Here is a 19,422-nt window from a genome sequence, read left to right on the forward strand (position 1 = left end):
CCCGCGGGCTCAGCCTCGTACGAGCATGATCACCGAGGCGGTCACGCCGACCACGACGATCACCGCGCGAAGGACCGCCGGGGGCAGTCTGCGGCCGAACTTCGCGCCGGTCAGGCCGCCCAGCGTGGAGCCGACGGCGATCACCGCGGCCGCCGCCCAGTCGACGTCGGCGACGGCGATGAAGATGACCGCCGCGACCCCGTTCACGATCGAGGCCAGGACGTTCTTCGCCGCGTTGAGGCGCTGGAGGTCGTCGTGGATGAAGCTGCCGAACATGCCCATGAGCAGCACGCCCTGCGCGGCGCCGAAGTAGCCGCCGTAGACACCCGTCCCGAGCACCCCGAACCACATCGGGACGCCGCCGTCGGTGTGCTCCGCCGTGGCCTGGCGCTCCTTCGACCAGCGGCTGAGCCGGGGCTGGAGCACGACGAGGACGCAGGCGGCCAGGATGAGCACGGGCACCACCGCCGTGAACGCGTCGGCGGGCAGCTTCAGCAGGAGCAGCGCGCCCGTGAGCCCGCCGATCAGCGAGGCCGTGCCGAAGCGGAGCAGCCGCTTCTTCTGCCCCTTCAGCTCGCGCCGGTAGCCGTATGCGGCGCTGAGCACGCCCGGCACGAGGCCGATGTTGTTCGACACGTTGGCGAGCACCGGCGGATAGCCGAACGCGAGGAGCGTAGGGAAGGTGATGAGCGTTCCGGAGCCGACCACCGCGTTGATCGCGCCGGCGGCGACACCGGCCGCTCCGACGGCCACTGCTTCAATTGCATCCACGTCCGAGATCGTTTCGGAGCCCGACACCCAAGTCAATCCTCACAATTTCTTGGGAAGTTCCAAGGTCTGGCTTGGGGGCGACCGAATGGCTACGTTGGCGCCGTGACCCTCGACGATCTCCGTGTCTACGTCGCCGTGTGCGCGGCGGGCAGCCTCAGCGCCGTCGCCCGCGACCTCTCCTGCACGCAGTCGGCGGTGAGCCAGCACATCCGGCGCCTCGAACGGGAGGTGGGCGTCAGCCTCCTCGAACGGCACGCGCGCGGTGTCCTGCCGACCGCCGCGGGGCGCATCCTGCAGACCGCGGCCGCCGAGGGCATCGGCGGCATCGACATCGCGCTGCGCCGCCTGCGCGACCTGGCCCGCGGCGAGAGCGGCGCGGTGCGCGTCACCACGGGCGCGACGACCGTGCGCCACTTCATGTCCGAGGCCATCGTCGGCTTCCGGCGCCGCCACCCCCAGGCAAGCCTGGAATTCCAGACGGTCAGCTCCAGCCACAGTGCCTACGAGGCGCTCGCCGCGCACGACCTCGACCTCGCGTGGGTCACCATCGGCGCGCCGGAACGCGGCGTCGAGCAGCGCCCCGTCGTCGAACTCCCCTGGGTCCTCGCGGTGCGCCCCGACGACCCGCTGGCCGGCCGGACCCGGATCGGCCCCGGCGACCTGGCCGCCGCCCACCTCATCAGGCCGCCCGAACAGTCCACGTCGCGCTCCCACCTCGACCGGCACTTCACCGGGCTCGGGATCGTCAGGCCGGCCGGGTCGGACGCGGGCGTCGCCGACTGGGCCACCGCCGTGCACCTCGCCGAACTGGGCCTCGGCCACGCGCTCGTCCCCGAACTGCCCGGCTGGCGCGACCCCGACCGCGCGGGCGGCCCGGTCCTCGTCCCCGTACCGGACCTGCCGCCGCTCGCGGTCGGCTGGGCGGTCCGGCGCTGGTCCACGCTGACCCCACTGGCGAGGGCCTTCGCGGACCTGGTGGCGGAGCACTGCGGGAGGTAGGGGCTTCGCGTGGTGGTGGGGGTCCGGGACGGCGGAGATGTCTCGTGCCTGTGGCGGGGGCCGGTTCCCCGGGGGACGCTGGAAGCATGACCACGACGTACGACCTGAACGCTCTCGCCGACAAGCACGTCGCCGCCGCGCGGGCCTCCGCCCACGGCCGCAGCGCGCACCTCCTGCTCCGCGAGGAGACCCTCCGGCAAAGCGTGATCGCCCTGACGGCGGGCGAGGTCCTGGAGGAGCACAACGCGCCGCCCGCCGCGACGCTCCAGGTGCTGCGGGGCGAGGTCGTACTGACGGCGGCCTCGGGCGACGTGACGCTCACGGAGGGCCGGCTGCACGCGCTCCCGCAGGAACGGCACGGGCTGCGCGCGGTCACGGACGCGGCGGTGCTCCTCACGGCGGTCAACGACTGAGGGGCGCCCGCCGCTCCCGGACGCTTCGGCCGGCGCCGAACGGTTCCGCGCCTAGCGTGCGCTGCATGACACAGCGATGCCGGTTCGACCGGTACGAGGACATGCGCCAGGCGCCGGCGGGCCCCTGCCCCGTTGCGGTCCCGGTCCCGGCCGTCGCGCCCACGGCGCCCGCCGGAGGCATGGCCCTCGCGGCCGGCCGCCTCGAAGGGACCCCCCGATGAACCAGCCCGCCTGCGAAGCCTTCAAAGCCCTGCACCACGACCCCGGCGGCCCCCTCCTCCTCCCCAACGCCTGGGACCACGCCTCCGCCGCCGCGCTCGCCGGGCAGGGGTTCACCGCGATCGGTACGACGAGCCTTGGCGTGGCCGCCGCGGCCGGGCTGCCCGACGGCGCCGCGGCCACCCGCGAGGAGACCCTGCGCCTGGCCCGCCGCCTGGGCGGGGGCGCGTTCCTGCTGTCCGTGGACGCGGAGGGCGGGTTCGGCGACGACCCGGCCGAGGTCGCCGGCCTCGCCCGTGAGCTGGCGCAGGCGGGCGCGGTGGGGATCAATCTGGAGGACGGCAGGGCCGACGGCACCCTCACCCCGGCCCCCGTCCACGCGGCGAAGATCGCCGCGGTCAAGGCCGCCGTACCGGACCTGTTCGTCAACGCCCGCACGGACACGTACTGGCTCCCGGACCCGCGGACCGCGCCGGAGCCGGAGACCCGCCGCCGGCTCGACGCCTACCGGCAGGCGGGCGCCGACGGAGTCTTCGTACCCGGCCTGACCGACCCGGCCGGGATCACCGCACTGGTGGCGCACCTGCGCCCGTCCGGCATCCCTCTCAACATCCTCTACTCCCCCACGGGCCCCACCGTCCCCGAGCTCGCCGCCCTGGGCGTCCGCCGCGTCAGCCTCGGCTCGCTCCTGTTCCGCGCGGCCCTGGGTGCCGCGGTCACGGCGGCGCTCGACGTACGGGCGGGCCGGGACGTGGCTCCCGCGGCACCGGCGTACGGCGAGGTCCAGGAGCTGAGCGGCGGTGGAGACGCCACGCAAATATGATGAAGCCGGGGTTTTCTGTATCCGGAGCGGTCCATGACGCAGCGTCGTCCCAGCCAGCCCGAGAGCGCCGACGACCTGCTGACCAGGCTCGGCCGCCTTGCCGCACAGGCACGCGCCGGGGCGGAACTCCAGCACGCCCGGGTCGAACTGGCGGAAGCCCTCCAGCGCGAAATGCTCCCCGTCTCGCTGCCCGCCCTGCCGGGACTGCGGACCGCCGCTTGCTACTCGCCGGCCCGCCACGGCCTGGACATCGGCGGGGACTGGTACGACGGGTTCGCCACCCCTGACGGCGCCCTCGGGTTCTCCATCGGGGACGTCCAGGGCCACGACGTCGAGGCCGCCGCCTTCATGGGGCAGATCCGCATCGCCCTGCGCGCCGTGGCCGCCTTCGCCCCGGACCCGGGCGAGGCACTCGCCCAGGCCAACGACCTGCTGCTGTCGATGCGCCACGAACTCTTCGCCACCTGCAGCTTCATCCGCTTCGACCCGACGACCTGGGTCCTTGAGTCCGCCCGCGCGGGCCACGTCCCCGCCATCTGGGCCACGGTCGACGGCCGGTACGGCGTCTCGGAGGACGAGGGCGGGCTGCCGCTCGGCATGCTGCCCGGGTCCAGGTACCCGGTCACCCGGCACCGCCTCTCGACGGCGGGGGCGTACGTCCTGGTCACCGACGGCGTGGTCGAAGGGCCCTCGTTCCCGATCGAGGCGGGCCTGGAGCGCGTGGCCCGGGTCGTCGCGGCCGGGGCAGGCTCCGACGCCGCGGAACTTGCGGCCGCGGTGATGGAGGTCGCCGACTGCACCGGCCACCAGGACGACTCCGCGGTACTCGTCCTGTGCCACGACCCGCCACCCGTCCTGCCCGGGTGACAGCGGGCCCCCGGCAGCGCGTGTCACGCTCCGCCACGGGACGGGAGTGATTATGTGATCCAGTGGTGCGCACCGAGGAACTCCGACGCCTCTCCGAGGCCCTGCTGAGGATCCTCGCCGTCGCCGCCGCCTACTACGCGACCGGACGGCTCGGCCTGTGGCAGCAGATCGCCCTCGAAGGCGCGGTCGTCACCCCGCTCTGGCTCCCGACGGGCGTCGCCGTCACCTGCCTGCTCTGGATGGGCCTGCGGATCTGGCCGGGCATCGCGCTCGGCGCCTTCTTACTCATCGACTCGATCAACCCGTTCCGCCCCTCCGACCTCGCGATCGTCGCCGCGAACACCCTCGCCCCGATGTGCGCCTACGTGCTGCTGCGCAAGGCGGGCTTCCGCCTCGAGCTGGACCGGCTGCGGGACGGGGTCGCCCTGGTCTTCCTGGGCGGACTGCTGCCGATACTGCTGAGCGCCACCGTGGGCACATGCGTGCTGGTGCTCAGTGGCAGTCTGGAGTGGAGCGCGTTCTGGACGGTGTGGGCGGCGTGGTGGGCCGGCGACGCCATGGGAGTACTCGTCGGCACCCCGCTGCTGATCGCGCTGAGCAGGGCCCGGCCCCCCTGGAACACCCGCCGGTGGCCGGAGGCAGCGGCCCTGCTGGTCACCGCGGCCGTCATCACACCCCTGGCCACGAGAAGCCCGCTCGCCCTGCTCTTCCTCGTCTTCCCGCTGCTCACGTGGGCGGCGCTGCGCTTCCAGCTCGCGGGGGCGGCGCCGTGCGTGCTGTTCGTGTCCGTACTGGGGATCTCCGCGGCCACCGACCACGTCGGCCCGTTCGCCGACCACACCCTCTTCGAGGTCATGGTCAATCTCCAGGCACTCAACGGCTCGGCCGCGCTCACCGGCCTCCTGCTCGCGGCGATCGTCACCGAACAGAAGAGCGTCCGCCAGAAGATCGAACAGGCGGTCAGAGACCTGACGGAAGTGGTGGGACACCTGGCGCCACGGCGGGACGAATGACGGACGTGCGTCGTCCCTGTCAGCTGCGGTCGACCGGGCCGGACGCGTCTTCGGGGATCCGCCGGTGGTTCTTGCGGCTCCGTCTGCCGACACCCGGCATGGGATCGCTGAAGGTGTGCGAGGCGATGCGTGCGTCGTGCCGGGTGTTGATCCGGTGGATCAGGCGCATTCCCATGAGGGTCACGAGGACGATGGCGCCGATGAGGATGATCGCCTCCATGGCCGTCACCTCCCGTATTCCACTGCTTTAACCGTAACTCCGGCCGCGGCAGGCCGCGGCCCGCCGCGGCGAGCGTGGGCGCGGTCCCCGGGGTTACCGTAAAGCTACGACGGCATCGCGCAGGTTGACGCACGCCCTGACATGGGCACGGCCGGTCGGTGGGCGTCGGCCGTACGACCGAGGCGGGCGAACCACCATGGCTGAATCCGACACCCCCCACCAGCCCCCGGTGCGTCTGCCGGACGCCCCCCATCAGGAGGCGGAACCCGGAACAGCCCCGGTGAGGCTGAAGACCACCCAGTCCCGCGAAGGGCTCCTGGACGGCGCGTGGTGGCCCCGTTCCCATGACATCACGGCCGAACTGCCCGCCCTGGTCGTGGAGCTGACCTCGCACCTCGGCCCCATCACGCGCGTCGGCCTCGACTCCGCCGCCTGGGAAGAGCTGCCGACCCGCCTGGTCATCGACGACCAGGTCGTGCATCTCGACGCCCACGAGGTCGGCGACGGCACCGCCCTCGTCACCCGCGGCGACGAGGACCTCTTCGTCCTCCTGGTCGTGCCTCCCGAATCGGAGCCCGAAGCGGCCCGCGCCGCGATGGCCCGCGCCGTACGCCCCGACAACCTCACCGAGACCGCACAACTCATCGTCGCCAACCCCGACGAACCCTGAGCCGGGAAACGACGCGCGCGCTCCGGTCAGGGGCGGCGGCCCGCAAGGACGCAGAACTCGTTCCCCTCCGGGTCGGCAAGTGTGATCCAGCTCACATCATCCTGGCCGACATCGACGTGCCGGGCACCCAGGTCGAGCAGGCGACGGACCTCCTCGTCCTGCTCCCTGTCGGTCGGGTTGACGTCGATGTGGAGCCTGTTCTTGACGGCCTTGCCCTCGGGCACGCGCGCGAAGGTGAGCGCCGGTGGCACCGGGCCGAGGCGGTCCTTGCCCTCGGGCACCTCGGGGGAGCCGATGGTGACCAGCCCGTCCTCCCGGTCGTGCACCTCGTAGCCGAGGACGGAACACCAGAACCGGGCGAGAGCGTCGGGATCGGCACAGTCGATCGCAAGCTCTGTGAACTTACTGGTCATGTGAGGACCTCCCAGTCGAGTAGCCGACCACGCAACCACAGAACGTCGAAGGGCCCCACCGCAAGCGGTGGGGCCCTTCGACGTATTGCCCGGTGAGAGCAATGGCGGAGGATACGAGATTCGAACTCGTGAGGGGTTGCCCCCAACACGCTTTCCAAGCGTGCGCCCTAGGCCACTAGGCGAATCCTCCGCCGCAAACAATACAAGACGTTGGGGGGTGCTCGCGAACATGATCCGGGGCGGGGATCGGGCCGGGGACCGGGCTCGTGATTCAGGCCGGGCATCCGCTACTGTGGAGCTCAGCCCCTCACGTGGCGCTATCTGACTGAACTCCCCCAGGGCCGGAAGGCAGCAAGGGTAGGTCGGCTCTGGCGGGTGCGTGAGGGGCGTCTTGCGTTCCGGGGCGGCTCGCCCCCGGCGGCCGCGGTCTTCAGCGGCGGTCATGGTTGTCAGCGGCGGTCATGGTTGTCAGCGGCGGCCATGGTTGTCAGTGGGCGCCTATAACCTCGTATACGTGTCGTCTCTCGCGCTCTACCGCCGCTATCGCCCGGAGTCGTTCGCCGAGGTCATCGGGCAGGAACATGTGACCGACCCGCTGCAGCAGGCGCTGCGGAACAACCGGGTCAATCACGCGTACCTGTTCAGTGGCCCGCGCGGCTGCGGCAAGACGACGAGCGCGCGCATCCTCGCGCGGTGTCTGAACTGCGAGCAGGGGCCCACACCGACGCCGTGCGGCGAGTGCCAGTCCTGCCGCGACCTGGCGAGGAACGGGCCGGGTTCGATCGACGTCATCGAGATCGACGCCGCTTCGCACGGTGGTGTCGACGACGCCCGTGACCTGCGGGAAAAGGCCTTCTTCGGGCCCGCGAGCAGCCGCTACAAGATCTACATCATCGACGAGGCCCACATGGTCACGTCGGCGGGGTTCAACGCCCTTCTGAAGGTCGTCGAGGAGCCCCCGGAGCACCTCAAGTTCATCTTCGCCACCACGGAGCCCGAGAAGGTCATCGGGACCATCCGGTCGCGTACGCACCACTACCCCTTCCGCCTCGTGCCGCCCGGGACGCTCCGGGACTACCTCGGAGAGGTCTGCGGCAAGGAGGACATCCCCGTCGCGGAGGGTGTCCTGCCGCTGGTCGTGCGGGCCGGCGCCGGTTCCGTGCGTGACTCCATGTCTGTCATGGACCAGCTGCTCGCCGCCGCGGCCGAGGACGGTGTGACGTATGCCATGGCGACGTCTCTCCTCGGGTACACGGACGGTTCGCTGCTCGACTCCGTCGTCGAGGCCTTCGCCTCGGGTGACGGCGCCGCCGCCTTCGAGGTCGTCGACCGCGTCATCGAGGGGGGCAACGACCCGCGCCGGTTCGTCGCCGACCTCCTGGAGCGGCTGCGGGACCTGGTGATCCTGGCCGCCGTCCCGGACGCGGCCGAGAAGGGCCTCATCGACGCTCCTGTCGACGTCGTCGAGCGGATGCAGGCCCAGGCCGGAGTCTTCGGCGGCGCCGAGCTCAGCCGCGCCGCCGACCTGGTCAACGAGGGGCTCACGGAGATGCGGGGCGCCACCTCACCCCGCCTCCAGCTCGAGCTGATCTGCGCGCGCGTGCTGCTGCCCGCCGCGTACGACGACGCCCGCTCCGTGATGGCCAGGCTCGACCGCCTGGAGCGCGGCGGCCACTTCGTACCCGCCGGACAGGGCTCCGGCCCGGCCATGGGATACGTGCCGTCGCCCGACGCCCACCCCGGTGCGGCCGCGCAGGTCCCCGCGGGGGGCGGTCCTGCCGCTGCCCGGGCCGCGGTGCGGGGGCCGGGACCGGGCGGGGAAGCGGCGCCTGCGCCTATTGCTCCAGCGCCCACTGCTGCCCCGGCACCTACTGCTGCTCCTGCTCCTGCTCCGGCATCGGCTCCTGCTCCGGCACCGGCTCCTCAGGTATCCGCGCCGCCGGCCGTTGCTCCGGCAGAACCCGCGCCCGCGGCGCCGCCCGCCGGGGCCGCACCCGGCGCGTGGCCCACGGCCGCCCCCGCCGGTGGCGGCAGGCGCCCCGGCGGGTGGCCCACGGCCGCGCCCACCGGCGGAGGCACCGGTGGGGGCCAGCCCTCCGCCGCAGCGCCCACGCCGCCCCCCGCCCAGCCGCAGGCCCCCGCTCAGCCCCCCGCCGCGGCGCCGCCCGCCGCCGGTGGGCTCGACCCGCGCAGTCTGTGGCCGAACATCCTCGAAGTGGTCAAGAACAAGCGCCGCTTCACCTGGATCCTGCTCAGCCAGAACGCGCAGGTGACCGGCTTCGACGGCACGACCCTCCAGCTCGGCTTCCTGAACGCCGGAGCGCGGGACAACTTCGCGAGCAGCGGCAGCGAAGAGGTCCTGCGGACGGCGCTGGCCGAGCAGTTCGGCGTCCACTGGAAGGTCGAGGCGGTCGTCGACCCCTCGGGTGGCGGCGGTGGCGGCCAGGCTCCGCCCCCCGCTCCGGGCGGCTACCCGGGCCAGGGCGGTGGCTACGCGGGCCAGAGCGGCGGTGGTGCCCCCGCGGCACCCACTCCGTCACACCCGCCGGCCCCGCAGGCGCAGGCCCCGGCCGCGCCGCGCCCCCCGGACCGGTCCGCTCCGCAGGCATCCGCCCCCGCCCCCGCGCCGAGACCGGCGGCCCCGGAGCCGCCCCCGGTCTCCATCGAGGACGACATCCCGGCCGACGACGACGCCGACCTCGACGAGTCGGGGGTCCTCTCCGGCCACGACCTGATCGTCCGCGAGCTCGGGGCGACGGTCGTCGAGGAATTCACGAACGAGTAGGCGGCCTCGTAGCGGGGACCGGACAGCACGGGCCATGCGGCACAGCCACTGCCCACGCGGCTCAGCCCCCCCCCGTAAAGCCCTCGGACCGGCCCCCGGCGCCCCGTCCCATGGAGAAACGCACGAACCCCCGCCGCCCCCGCTCTCGGCGGCCCGTACAAGAGCACACCGGCCCGCCGCCTATGCTGGCTGGCGTGAAGGTCCTCGTCATCGGTAGCGGCGCCCGCGAACACGCCCTGTGCCGCTCACTGTCCCTCGACCCCGACGTCACCGCGCTGCACTGCGCGCCCGGCAACGCAGGAATCGCCGAGGTCGCCGAGCTGCTCCCGGTCGACGCCCTCGACGGCGCTGCCGTGGCCCGGCTGGCCGGTGAGCTGGCCGCGGACCTCGTCGTGGTCGGCCCGGAGGCACCCCTTGTCGCAGGGGTCGCCGACGCCGTACGCGCCGCGGGCATCCCCTGCTTCGGTCCCTCCGGGGAAGCCGCACAACTGGAGGGCTCGAAGGCGTTCGCCAAGGACGTGATGGCGGGGGCCGGCGTGCCGACCGCCCGCTCGTACGTCTGCACCACCCCGGCCGAGGTCGACGAGGCGCTCGATGCCTTCGGCGCCCCGTACGTCGTCAAGGACGACGGGCTCGCGGCCGGCAAGGGCGTCGTCGTGACGGACGACCTCGAGGCCGCCCGCGCGCATGCCAACGCCTGCGACCGCGTCGTCATCGAGGAGTTCCTCGACGGCCCCGAGGTCTCGCTCTTCGCGATCACCGACGGCGTGACCGTCGTCCCGCTCCAGCCCGCGCAGGACTTCAAGCGCGCGCTCGACGGCGACGCGGGCCCCAACACCGGCGGCATGGGAGCCTATTCGCCGCTCCCGTGGGCCGACCCGAAGCTCGTCGACGAGGTCATGGAGACGGTCCTCCAGCCGACGGTCGACGAACTGCGCCGCCGCGGCACGGCCTTCTCCGGCCTGCTGTACGCGGGGCTCGCGATCACCTCGCGCGGGGTGCGGGTCATCGAGTTCAACGCCCGGTTCGGCGACCCGGAGACCCAGGTCGTCCTGGCCCGCCTGAAGACCCCGCTCGCCGGCGTCCTCCTCGCCTCGGCCAACGGCACGCTCGCGGACCTGCCGCCCCTGCGCTGGAGCGACGAGGCGGCCGTGACCGTCGTCGTGGCCTCCCACAACTACCCGGAAACGCCGCGCACCGGCGACCCCATCACCGGGCTCGCCGACGTGGCCGCGCAGGACGCGCCCCACGCGTACGTCCTGCACGCCGGGACGAAGCGGGACGGGGACGCCGTCGTCAGCGCCGGTGGCCGTGTGCTCTCCGTGACCGCGACGGGCTCGGACCTCACACAGGCCCGCGAGCGCGCGTACGCGGCGGTCTCGCGGATCGGCCTCGACGGCTCGCAGCACCGCACCGACATCGCGGCGAAGGCGGCCGCGGAGGCCTGACCGTAAGCCTCACCTGCGTGAACCTCAGGCCCTTGATCCGAAGCGGATCAGGGGCCTGAATGTCATCCACCTCTACCCAAAGCCATTCCATCGAGTGACCGCTCGCCCATCCGGCTGACGATGCCTTGAGCCCCAACTAGGGTGCGGCGGAAGCGTTCGGGCACTTGGCCCACCGGCATTGCGATGTCAGTGACGGGTGCCACAGTGGGGGAGTGGACAACGCCATGGGTGCAGGAATCATAGGCAGCAGGGGGTGACATCGGTCGTGTCCGGTATGGGTGCGGAGATGGGCGCGCAGGCCGCGCGCTCCCGGGCTCTCGCGGTGCTGCGCATCCGCGGCAGAGCGCTGGCCGTCGCCCTGCTGCCCGCGGCCTTCGCGGTCGTGCTGGCCGCGGGCGCCGCCACCGGGCACATGGTCGGCGACGGCTGGCGGACGGCGCGGTGGATCGTGACGGTCCTCGCCCTGGTCGTCCTGGCGTGCGCGGCGGGCATCGCCCTCGTGGTGGCCCGCGCCCGCCCGGCCGTCAGCCCGACGGTGCCGATCGCCGAGGAGCGGGCCCCCGATCTCTACCGCCTGGTGCGCGATCTCGCCGATCGGCTCGACGTCCCGGCCCCCTCCGCCATAGCGCTCACCCCGGACTGCGACAGCTGGCTGGAGGACCGTACGCATCCCGCGCACGGACCGCCCAGACCCAAGGACGACGAGGGCCGGATCCCGCGTGACGCCGACGACCCGGGCATCCGGGGCGGCGGCGCCGGCAGAGGCCGGGTGCCGGCCGCGCCCGTCCTGGTCATCGGCTCCCCCTTCCTGTGGTGGATGCGCGTGGGCGAGCTGCGCGCCGTACTCGCCCCGGTCGTCGCCGGTACGGGGCCGTCGGCGCACCCGGACATAGCGGCCGCGCGCCGCTTCGTGCGGGGCCTGGACGCGGCGGTCGCCGACGCTGCGGCGCCCGGTCGCGGACCGCTGGGGCGGCTGGTACTCGGCGGCGTCGGCTGGGTCGCGCGCCTGCTCCTTCGCAGCTGCCGGGGCCACGCGGGCGAGATGGAGCGCGGGGTCGCCGCGGCCGCCGCCGAGCGTGCACAGACGGTGGACTACGGCGTGCGGATCGTCGCCCAGGAGCAGGTCGGCCTGGCCTACGCGGGCTGGGACCGGCTCCTCACCCGGGTCGCGCTGCCCGCCTGGCGCATGGGGCGCTGGCCCTCCCGCCTGGACGTGGGCGTCGTCGCCGCGCTCACCGAGCTGTCCCGGCGCGACCGCCTCGCCGAGGGCTTCGCCTCCCGGCTCGGGGAGCGGCCCGCCTGCGATCTGCTGGAGGAGCCGGGCACGGTGGACGAGGCGGCGTCGCTGCTCGCGGCCCGGCTGTTCCACGGAGGCCCCGCCGAGCCGGGCCCCGACTGGGCGCCGGTCGACTGGCAGGAGTATCCGGACGAGGTCGTGGACCGGAAGTGGCGCATGGACGCGGCGCGTCTGCACCGCGTTCTCGACGCGCTGGGCGTACGCAGCTGCGCGGACCCCACGTCCCCCGACCCGGAGGGCCCGACACTCGCCCGGGTGATGGACCACCTCGCAACGGCGACGCGAGCCGGGGACTCCGTAGCCCCCGCAGACTCCGTAGCCCCCGCAGACCCGGAAGCTCCCACCGTCCCCGCCGAGGACCTCACGGACGCCGCCGACACCGACCCCGGCGTCGCCCCCGACGAAGACTCCACCGCCCCCGAGGACCTCGAAGACGCCGAGGACCGCGAGGACACCCCCACCGCTCTGCTCGCCGCCGGCCTGAGTGCCGAGTCGGCCCGCGAGGAGAGCGAGCGCCCGGCCCCGCCCGTGCCCGCCGCCGGACAGGGGCCCGACGGCGTGCTGTGGGACGAGGGCATGCTCCCGCTCTTCCCGCTCCAACCACCCCGTACGGGACGCGAGTTGGTGGCCGACCACGTCACGGCGATGGTGTGCTGCGCCGCCGTGGACACGGCCGGAGCCGCCCCCGGCCTCGACTGGCTGGACGGTCCCTCGCTCCTGGTCGACGGCGAGCGCGCCAAGGATCTGACCCCGCGGGTCCTGAGCCTCGTGGAAGAGGGAGACCCGGAGCCTCTGCGCGCCTGGCTCACCCGCCTCGGCATCCGCCCCGAGAAGCCGGTCCGACTGGTGTAGGCCGCGACGGCAATCGCGGCACACCCGCACCCCGCGCCTCTCACATCCGCACCGCCCAACCCCCAACCTCCGGAGGCCCACGTTCCGTTCACGTCAATTCGCGACGAACGGTGACGGAGTGCGTGCGTAATGTGATGTGCTGGGGTCGGTCGCTGACAGACGGAGCGCACGAGGGCTCGGGGAGCGAGGGAGGGAAGCGGGCATGGGGCCGGAACGGGAGGGGCAGAAGCCCGGGTGGCCGGAACAGGCGCGGTCACCCCGCACCATCCGCCGCTGGGAGTCCGGCGCGCTCGCCCACGCCGTGAGCGACCCCTTCGGCCAGGGCCCCCTGCCGTGGCTGCGCGGCAGCGAGCACTACTTCGACGACACGGGCCAGGTCGTCCCCTGGTACGTCGACCACGCCCCCCAGCCCGGCGCGAGCAACATCGCGACCAGCATCCCGAGCCCTCGCACCGGCGGCCCCCGCACGGCCGACGACGTGCACCGCCAGATCAAGGGCTTCACGTCGACCGGAGCGGCCGCGCCCGGCGAGGCGATCGACTTCCACATCACGGTGGACCCGCCCCAGCAGTTCAGCGTCGACATCTACCGCATCGGTCACTACGGCGGCGACGGCGCCAGCAAGATCATCACCAGTCCGCGGCTCTCCGGCATCGTCCAGCCGGCCCCGCTCACCGCGGACCGTACGGTCTCCTGCCACCACTGGTGGCTGTCCTGGCGCCTGCAGATCCCGTCGTTCTGGAACGTGGGCGCGTACGTGGCCGTCCTCACCACCGTCGACGGCTACCGCTCGCACGTCCCCTTCACGGTCCGCGACAGCCGGCCCGCCGATCTCCTCCTGCTCCTGCCGGACGTGACCTGGCAGGCGTACAACCTCTATCCGGAGGACGGGCACACGGGCGCGAGCCTGTACCACGCGTGGGACGAGGAGGGGCGGCTGCTCGGCGAGGGCGACGCCGCGACGACGGTCTCCTTCGACCGCCCGTACGCCGGCGCGGGCCTTCCCCTGCACGTCGGTCACGCCTACGACTTCATCCGCTGGGCCGAGCGGTACGGCTACGACCTCGCGTACGCCGACGCCCGCGACCTGCACGCGGGCCGCATCGACCCGACCCGCTACCGGGGCCTCGTCTTCCCCGGCCACGACGAGTACTGGTCGACGCCGATGCGCCGGACCACCGAAGCGGCCCGCGAGCACGGCACGTCACTCGTCTTCCTCTCCGCCAACACCATGTACTGGCAGGTGGAGTTGGGCCCGTCCCCGTCCGGCGTGCCGGACCGGCTGCTCACCTGCCACAAGCGCAGAGCGCCCGGGAAGTCCGCCCTGTGGCGCGAGATCGACCGCCCCGAGCAGCAGCTCATGGGCATCCAGTACGCGGGCCGAGTCCCGGAGCCGCACCCCCTCGTCGTGCGGAACGCGGACCACTGGCTGTGGGAGGCCACCGGGGCGCACGAGGGAGACGAGATCGACGGCCTGGTCGCGGGCGAGGCCGACCGCTACTTCCCGCGCACCGCGCTGCCCCAGCACGAGGACCGCATCCTGCTCGCCCACTCGCCCTACCGCGACAGCGAGCGGGCGCCGCGCCACCAGGAGACGTCCCTGTACCGGGCGCCGTCCGGATCGCTGGTCTTCGCGTCCGGCACGTTCGCCTGGTCCCCGGCCCTCGACCGCCCCGGCCATGTCGACCCACGGATCCAGCGCGCGACGGCCAACCTCCTCGACCGGATCTGCAAACGCGACTGACCAGCCGCGCCCCGACCCGTCCCCGCCGCTGCCGCCCGCCGGACCCGTGGCCAAAACTCGTCCCCGTATGAGCGAGAATCAGGTGCACTCGTACATATCCACGGGGAGGAACCGTGTCCGGATTCGTCGAAAAGCCCGAACCCCAGCAGGTGCCGGGCCTGGTACACCTCCACACCGGCAAGGTGCGGGACCTGTACCGGAACGAGGCGGGCGACCTCGTGATGGTCGCCTCAGACCGCATGTCCGCCTACGACTGGGTGCTGCCCACCCCCATCCCCGACAAGGGCCGCGTGCTCACGCAGCTGTCGCTGTGGTGGTTCGACCAGCTCGCCGACCTGGTCCCCAACCACGTCCTGTCGACCGAGCTGCCGCCCGGCGCCCCCGCCGACTGGCAGGGCCGCACCCTCATCTGCAAGTCGCTGCGCATGGTCCCCGTCGAGTGCGTGGCCCGCGGCTATCTGACGGGCTCCGGCCTCGTCGAGTACAACGCCTCGCGCACGGTCTGCGGCCTCGCGCTGCCCGAGGGCCTGACCGACGGCTCCGAGCTGCCCGCCCCGATCTTCACGCCCGCCACGAAGGCCGAGGTCGGCGAGCACGACGAGAACGTGTCGTACGAGGAGGTGGCCCGCCAGGTCGGCGCGGAGACCGCCGCCGAGCTGCGGCAGATGACGCTCGCCGTCTACGGCCGGGCCCGGGACATCGCGCGGGAGCGCGGTGTGATCCTCGCGGACACCAAGTTCGAGTTCGGCTTCGACGGCGAGGCGCTGATCCTCGGCGACGAGGTCCTCACCCCGGACTCGTCCCGCTTCTGGCCCGCCGCCGAGTGGGAGCCGGGTCACGCGCAGCCGTCGTTCGACAAGCAGTACGTGCGGAACTGGCTGACGGGCCCCGAGTCGGGCTGGGACCGGAGGAGCGAGCAGCCGCCGCCGGCGCTTCCGCAGCAGGTCGTGGACGCGACGCGCGCCAAGTACATCGAGGCGTACGAGCGCCTGACCGGCGTCAGCTGGTAACCACGGCGCCGCAGATACGCGAAAGCCCCCGGCACCTGAGGTGCCGGGGGCTTTCCGTGGAGCGAACGACGAGGTTCGAACTCGCGACCTCAACCTTGGCAAGGTTGCGCTCTACCAACTGAGCTACGTTCGCACTGCGCCGTGGCGCGAGAGCAACTATACCCAACCCCGCTCCCGCGCGAGCCGCACCGCCGAGTGTCGGTTCTCGGCCCCGAGCTTCGAGACGGCGGACGACAGATAGTTCCGTACGGTCCCCTGCGAGAGCGCGGCGCGCTCCGCGATCTCCGCCACAGGCGCCCCGTCGGCGGCGAATTCGAGCACCTCGGCCTCGCGTGCGGTCAGCGGGGAGTCGCCCGCGGCGATCGCGTCGGCCGCCAACTCCGGGTCCACATAACGGTTTCCCGCGTGCACGGTCCTGATGATCTCGGCGAGCCGCTGGGCGCTCACGGTCTTCGGCACGAAGGCGCGCACCCCGGCGGACAGGGCCCGTTTCAGATGCCCGGGGCGCCCGTGACTGGTCACGATCATGACCCGGCACGCGGGCAGTTCACCGCGCAGCGCTGTGGCGACCTTCACACCGTCGGCGCCCGGCATCTCCAGATCGAGCACGGCAACATCGGGCCGGTGCGCCCGGGCCATGGCGAGTGCCTCGGGCCCGGTGGCGGCCTCGGCGACGACGACCAGATCGTCCTCGAGCCCGAGCAGCGCGGCGAGCGCCCCGCGGATGAGGTGCTCGTCATCGGCGAGCAGCACGCGCACGGTCACCCGGCGCTCCTTTCGTACGCGGCGTCGCGCCGCTGTTCCACGGTGGGCCCGGCGAGCGGCACCTCGGCCACCACCCGGAACATCCCGTCCGCATCCGGCACCACACCGGCCTCAAGCGTCCCGGCGACCTCGGCAAGGCGCTCCCGCAGCCCCGCGAGCCCCGACCCGCCGCTCAGGGCCCCAGGCGTTCCGGCCCCGTCGTTCTCCACGCTCAGGACCACCGCGTCCGGACCCACCCGTACGCCGATGTCGCAGTGCCGGGCGTCCCCGTGCCGCAGCACGTTCGTCGTGGCCTCGCGGACGACCCAGCCGAGGGCGGACTGCACGGGGCCGGGCAGCTCGGCGGCCGGACGCGTCACCTCGCAGGAGATCCCCGCGGCGGTCAGCACGCCCTGCGCGCCCGCCAGTTCGGCCGACAGGTCGGCTTCGCGATAGCCGCGTACGACCTCCCGTACCTCCTTCTGTGACTCCCGGGCGATGCGCTGCACCTCGGTCATCTGGTCCACGGCCTCGGGCCGCCCGCGCAGGGTGAGCTGGACCGCGAGTTCGCTCTTGAGCGCGATCACGGCGAGGTTGCGGCCCATCACGTCATGGAGATCGCGCCCGAACCGCAGCCGCTCCTCGGCGACGGCGAGCCGCGCCCTGGTCTCGCGGGCCTCGTCGAGTTCGTGGACGGCGTTCAGCAGCCAGACGGAGAATCCGGCGGTCAGGGCGAAGACCGCGGTGGTGAACAGCACGGTGGCCGCCGTGATGAGGGCGGCGGGCGCGGGCAGCCCGGACGGCACGGACGCCGCCCCGGCACCGAGGGACGCGCCGAGCGCCGCGCCGATCACCCGCCTGCGGGTGCGCAGCCCGGGCGTGGCACAGCCCGCGCCGACCATGAGGATGCCGACGAAGAGGACGAGCGCCGTGCGGGTGCCCGCCTCCTCGTCCGCGGGTACCCGCAGCATCACGCCGAGCGTCCCGACGGAGATCACAGCGGTGGTGACCCCGTACGCGGCGACCAGGCGGACCGGCTGCTCGCGCCGGCCGCGCGTCCAGTCGAGCGCCCTGGACGTGGTCACCGCGCCGAGCACGGCGTGCGCGCAGAGCGCGAGGAACAGGGACCAGGCGAGCGCGGCCGGCACCTCACCGAAGGCGAGCGGGCCGAGCCAGAAGATCTCGACGAGCCCGAAGGACTGCAGAGACCACCGTGTGTACGTCTCCACTTTCGCCGGGGTGCTCTTCCCCCGCCACCACGCGCCAGGCCGCCTCATGTCCCCGCTCCGTCGGATCAACGCCGTGGTTCCCAGCGGAACCACCGTCGTACAGCAAACACGGCGAGGACGGTCCAGGCCACAGCGGTGGCGGCGGCGCCCAGGGCGTCGTACGCGGAGAGGTCCCCGGTCCAGCCGCCCCGTACGAGGGTGATCACCGGCGTGAGGGGCAGCAGTTCGCACACCGACGCGAGACGGTCCGGCATGACTTCGAGCGGTACGACGGTGCCGGAGCCGAGCAGCGAGAGGAGCAGCAGCGGCATGGCCGCGACCTGCGCGCTCTCGACGCTCTTGCTGAAACTCGCGGTGACGGCGGCGAGCGCGGGCCACATCACGAGCCCCAGCAGCAGCCCCAGGACGGCGTAGTACGGCGCCTGAGGAGCTCCCACGTCGAGGAACGCCGTGCAGGCGGCGACGAGGACGAGGCTCTGCGCGAGGCCGATGGCGACGGAGGGCACCGCGGCGCCCGCGAGGATCTCCCCGTCCCGCAGCTCACCGGTACGCAGCCGCTTGAGGACGAGTTCCTCGCGCCGCGCCGCGTACACGCCGACCAGCGCGCTGTAGACGGCGAAGAGGAGGGAGAAGCCGATCGCGGACGGCAGCAGCACCGAGCCGACAGTGAGCCCCGCACCCTTCAGGTCCATGCTGTCGATCGACGAGCGCACGCTGAACGGCAGCACCAGCGGCACGAACACCGCGGTGAAGAGCGTGCCCTTGCTGCGCCCGATCAGCGTCAGCTCCGCGCGGGCGAGCGCCCGCATCCGCCCTGCGGCCGTCGTGCCACCCGTGACCGCGGGCATCGCCTTGTCCGTCACGACCGCGCTCATCGCGCCGCCACCTCGTCCCTGTTCTCCGTGCCGGCCATGGTTTCCGTACGCGCGTCCTGCGCGATCCGCAGGAACGCCTCTTCGAGGGACGCGCTGCGCACGTCGAGCCCCCGCAGCTCGACCCGGGCGTCCCTGGCCCACAACAGGAGCCCGGTGGCGGCCCGTTGGAGCTCGCCGGTCCGCAGCCGGATGGTGCGGCCGTCCGTCTCGTGGCCGCTGACGCCGAGCTCGGCGAGCGGCGGGAGGTCGCCGGGGAAGTAGCCGTCGGGAAGTTCGAAGGAGATGTGCGAGGGCTGGGCGGCGACGACCTCGTCGACGCGGCCCTCGGCGGCGATCCGCCCCTCGTGCAGGATGGCGAGCCGGTCGGCGAGCTCCTCGGCCTCTTCGAGGTAGTGGGTGGTCAGCAGCACGGTGGTGCCCTCGGCGCGCAGCTCGCGCACCAGGTTCCAGGTGGCGCGCCGCCCCTCGGCGTCGAGGCCGGTGGTCGGTTCGTCGAGAAAGAGGACCTCGGGCCGGCCGAGCAGCGCGAGCGCCAGGTCCAGGCGCCGCTTCTCGCCGCCGGACAGCTGCTTCACGCGGACCCGGGACCGCCGTTCGAGCCCGACGAGCTCAAGGGCCTCACCGGCGGGCCGGGCACCGCTCGTGCAACCGCCCCACATCCGGACGGCCTCGGCGACGGTCAGCTCGGAAGGAAAGCCGCCTTCCTGGAGCATGACCCCGACGCGCGGCCTGACCAGGTCGCGTTCCGTGTACGGGTCGTGCCCGAGGACCCGTACACGGCCGCCGGCCGGGACGGCGAGTCCTTCGAGGAGTTCGACGGTGGAGGTCTTGCCCGCGCCGTTGGTGCCGAGGAGGGCGAAGAGTTCTCCGCGGGCGACGGAGAAGGTCACTCCGCGCACCGCCTCGTACGAGCCCCCGTACACGCGTCGCAGATCGGTGACGTCGATCACGCGCTCGTTCGTTTCCATGCTCCGAGCCTTTCCCGGCGCCGGGGCGAGGAGCAGTGCGCGCTGTCACCGAACCGCATGAC

19 protein-coding genes, 2 tRNA genes and 1 other RNA gene are annotated in these 19,422 nt (G+C 73.1%); 13 read left to right on the forward strand and 9 right to left on the reverse strand.

What is annotated here, in order from left to right:
- Positions 1–9 precede the first annotated feature (9 nt).
- A complete protein-coding gene (locus tag OG698_RS24835) occupies positions 10–771 on the reverse strand; it encodes a sulfite exporter TauE/SafE family protein (protein ID WP_406105507.1) in 762 nt (253 codons plus the stop codon).
- Between the two features lie 102 nt (positions 772–873).
- On the opposite strand from OG698_RS24835, the gene OG698_RS24840 reads away from it, so the two are divergent.
- From OG698_RS24840 to OG698_RS24865, 6 genes are all read left to right on the forward strand, one after another.
- A complete protein-coding gene (locus tag OG698_RS24840; protein WP_406105509.1) occupies positions 874–1,770 on the forward strand; it encodes a LysR family transcriptional regulator in 897 nt (298 codons plus the stop codon).
- An 86-nt stretch (positions 1,771–1,856) separates the two neighbouring features.
- Positions 1,857–2,183: a cupin gene (locus tag OG698_RS24845; RefSeq protein ID WP_406105511.1), complete on the forward strand. Its 327-nt coding sequence runs from the start codon at positions 1,857–1,859 to the stop codon at positions 2,181–2,183.
- A 65-nt stretch (positions 2,184–2,248) separates the two neighbouring features.
- Positions 2,249–2,404, forward strand: coding sequence for a hypothetical protein (locus OG698_RS24850; protein WP_406105513.1), 156 nt, complete (start codon positions 2,249–2,251; stop codon positions 2,402–2,404).
- The gene (locus OG698_RS24855; protein ID WP_406105515.1) at positions 2,401–3,225 is read left to right on the forward strand and encodes an isocitrate lyase/phosphoenolpyruvate mutase family protein; all 825 of its coding nucleotides are present in this window, start codon (positions 2,401–2,403) and stop codon (positions 3,223–3,225) included. Before OG698_RS24850 ends, OG698_RS24855 begins: the two co-directional genes overlap by 4 nt.
- A gap of 33 nt (positions 3,226–3,258) precedes the next feature.
- The gene (locus OG698_RS24860) at positions 3,259–4,092 is read left to right on the forward strand and encodes a PP2C family protein-serine/threonine phosphatase (protein WP_406105516.1); all 834 of its coding nucleotides are present in this window, start codon (positions 3,259–3,261) and stop codon (positions 4,090–4,092) included.
- Positions 4,093–4,154: 62 nt separating this feature from the next.
- Positions 4,155–5,105 carry an MASE1 domain-containing protein gene (locus OG698_RS24865; protein ID WP_406105518.1) on the forward strand — a complete coding sequence of 317 codons (951 nt, stop codon included), beginning with the start codon at positions 4,155–4,157 and terminating at the stop codon, positions 5,103–5,105.
- A 19-nt stretch (positions 5,106–5,124) separates the two neighbouring features.
- Here OG698_RS24865 and OG698_RS24870 read toward each other — a convergent pair whose 3' ends face one another.
- The gene (locus OG698_RS24870) at positions 5,125–5,325 is read right to left on the reverse strand and encodes a hypothetical protein (protein WP_406105520.1); all 201 of its coding nucleotides are present in this window, start codon (positions 5,323–5,325) and stop codon (positions 5,125–5,127) included.
- 196 nt (positions 5,326–5,521) lie between these two features.
- Here OG698_RS24870 and OG698_RS24875 point away from each other — a divergent pair, with 196 nt between their 5' ends.
- A complete protein-coding gene (locus tag OG698_RS24875) occupies positions 5,522–5,995 on the forward strand; it encodes a DUF5994 family protein (protein WP_406105521.1) in 474 nt (157 codons plus the stop codon).
- 26 nt (positions 5,996–6,021) lie between these two features.
- Here the strand turns inward: OG698_RS24875 and OG698_RS24880 are convergent, their stop codons facing one another.
- Together OG698_RS24880 and OG698_RS24885 are read right to left on the reverse strand one after the other, a co-directional pair.
- Positions 6,022–6,408, reverse strand: a complete 387-nt coding sequence (locus OG698_RS24880; protein WP_406105522.1) for a VOC family protein — start codon at positions 6,406–6,408, stop codon at positions 6,022–6,024.
- Positions 6,409–6,510: 102 nt separating this feature from the next.
- Positions 6,511–6,598: transfer RNA gene (locus tag OG698_RS24885), tRNA-Ser, on the reverse strand.
- 109 nt (positions 6,599–6,707) lie between these two features.
- On the opposite strand from OG698_RS24885, the gene ffs reads away from it, so the two are divergent.
- The 6 genes from ffs (at position 6,708) to OG698_RS24915 (ending at position 15,544) form a co-directional block, all read left to right on the forward strand.
- Positions 6,708–6,802: signal recognition particle sRNA small type (gene ffs, locus OG698_RS24890), an RNA gene on the forward strand.
- A gap of 120 nt (positions 6,803–6,922) precedes the next feature.
- On the forward strand, positions 6,923–9,193 hold the full coding sequence (locus tag OG698_RS24895; protein ID WP_406105524.1) for a DNA polymerase III subunit gamma and tau: 2,271 nt from the start codon (positions 6,923–6,925) through the stop codon (positions 9,191–9,193).
- A gap of 194 nt (positions 9,194–9,387) precedes the next feature.
- Entirely contained in the window at positions 9,388–10,641 is a 1,254-nt protein-coding gene (gene purD / locus OG698_RS24900) for a phosphoribosylamine--glycine ligase (protein WP_329572401.1), read from the forward strand.
- Between the two features lie 274 nt (positions 10,642–10,915).
- Positions 10,916–12,790 (forward strand): hypothetical protein, encoded by a 1,875-nt coding sequence (locus tag OG698_RS24905; RefSeq protein WP_406111264.1) that lies wholly within the window; start codon positions 10,916–10,918, stop codon positions 12,788–12,790.
- Positions 12,791–12,992: 202 nt separating this feature from the next.
- Positions 12,993–14,534 (forward strand): N,N-dimethylformamidase beta subunit family domain-containing protein, encoded by a 1,542-nt coding sequence (locus OG698_RS24910; RefSeq protein ID WP_406105525.1) that lies wholly within the window; start codon positions 12,993–12,995, stop codon positions 14,532–14,534.
- A 113-nt stretch (positions 14,535–14,647) separates the two neighbouring features.
- On the forward strand, positions 14,648–15,544 hold the full coding sequence (locus OG698_RS24915) for a phosphoribosylaminoimidazolesuccinocarboxamide synthase (RefSeq protein ID WP_406105527.1): 897 nt from the start codon (positions 14,648–14,650) through the stop codon (positions 15,542–15,544).
- 57 nt (positions 15,545–15,601) lie between these two features.
- On the opposite strand, the gene OG698_RS24920 is transcribed toward OG698_RS24915, so the two are convergent.
- The 5 genes from OG698_RS24920 to OG698_RS24940 form a co-directional block, all read right to left on the reverse strand.
- Positions 15,602–15,677 (reverse strand) — tRNA-Gly (locus OG698_RS24920).
- A gap of 23 nt (positions 15,678–15,700) precedes the next feature.
- Positions 15,701–16,309, reverse strand: a complete 609-nt coding sequence (locus tag OG698_RS24925) for a response regulator (protein ID WP_406105528.1) — start codon at positions 16,307–16,309, stop codon at positions 15,701–15,703.
- Entirely contained in the window at positions 16,306–17,565 is a 1,260-nt protein-coding gene (locus tag OG698_RS24930; protein ID WP_406105529.1) for a sensor histidine kinase, read from the reverse strand. The genes OG698_RS24925 and OG698_RS24930 overlap by 4 nt, the downstream gene beginning before the upstream one ends.
- Before the next feature lie 17 nt (positions 17,566–17,582).
- Complete coding sequence (locus OG698_RS24935; protein ID WP_406105531.1) at positions 17,583–18,392, reverse strand: ABC transporter permease; 810 nt, start codon at positions 18,390–18,392, stop codon at positions 17,583–17,585.
- Entirely contained in the window at positions 18,389–19,360 is a 972-nt protein-coding gene (locus OG698_RS24940) for an ABC transporter ATP-binding protein (protein WP_329572411.1), read from the reverse strand. Before OG698_RS24940 ends, OG698_RS24935 begins: the two co-directional genes overlap by 4 nt.
- Positions 19,361–19,422 lie beyond the last annotated feature (62 nt).

Origin of the sequence: Streptomyces sp. NBC_01003 (genome assembly GCF_045162695.1) — a bacterium.
Lineage (GTDB): Bacteria > Actinomycetota > Actinomycetes > Streptomycetales > Streptomycetaceae > Streptomyces.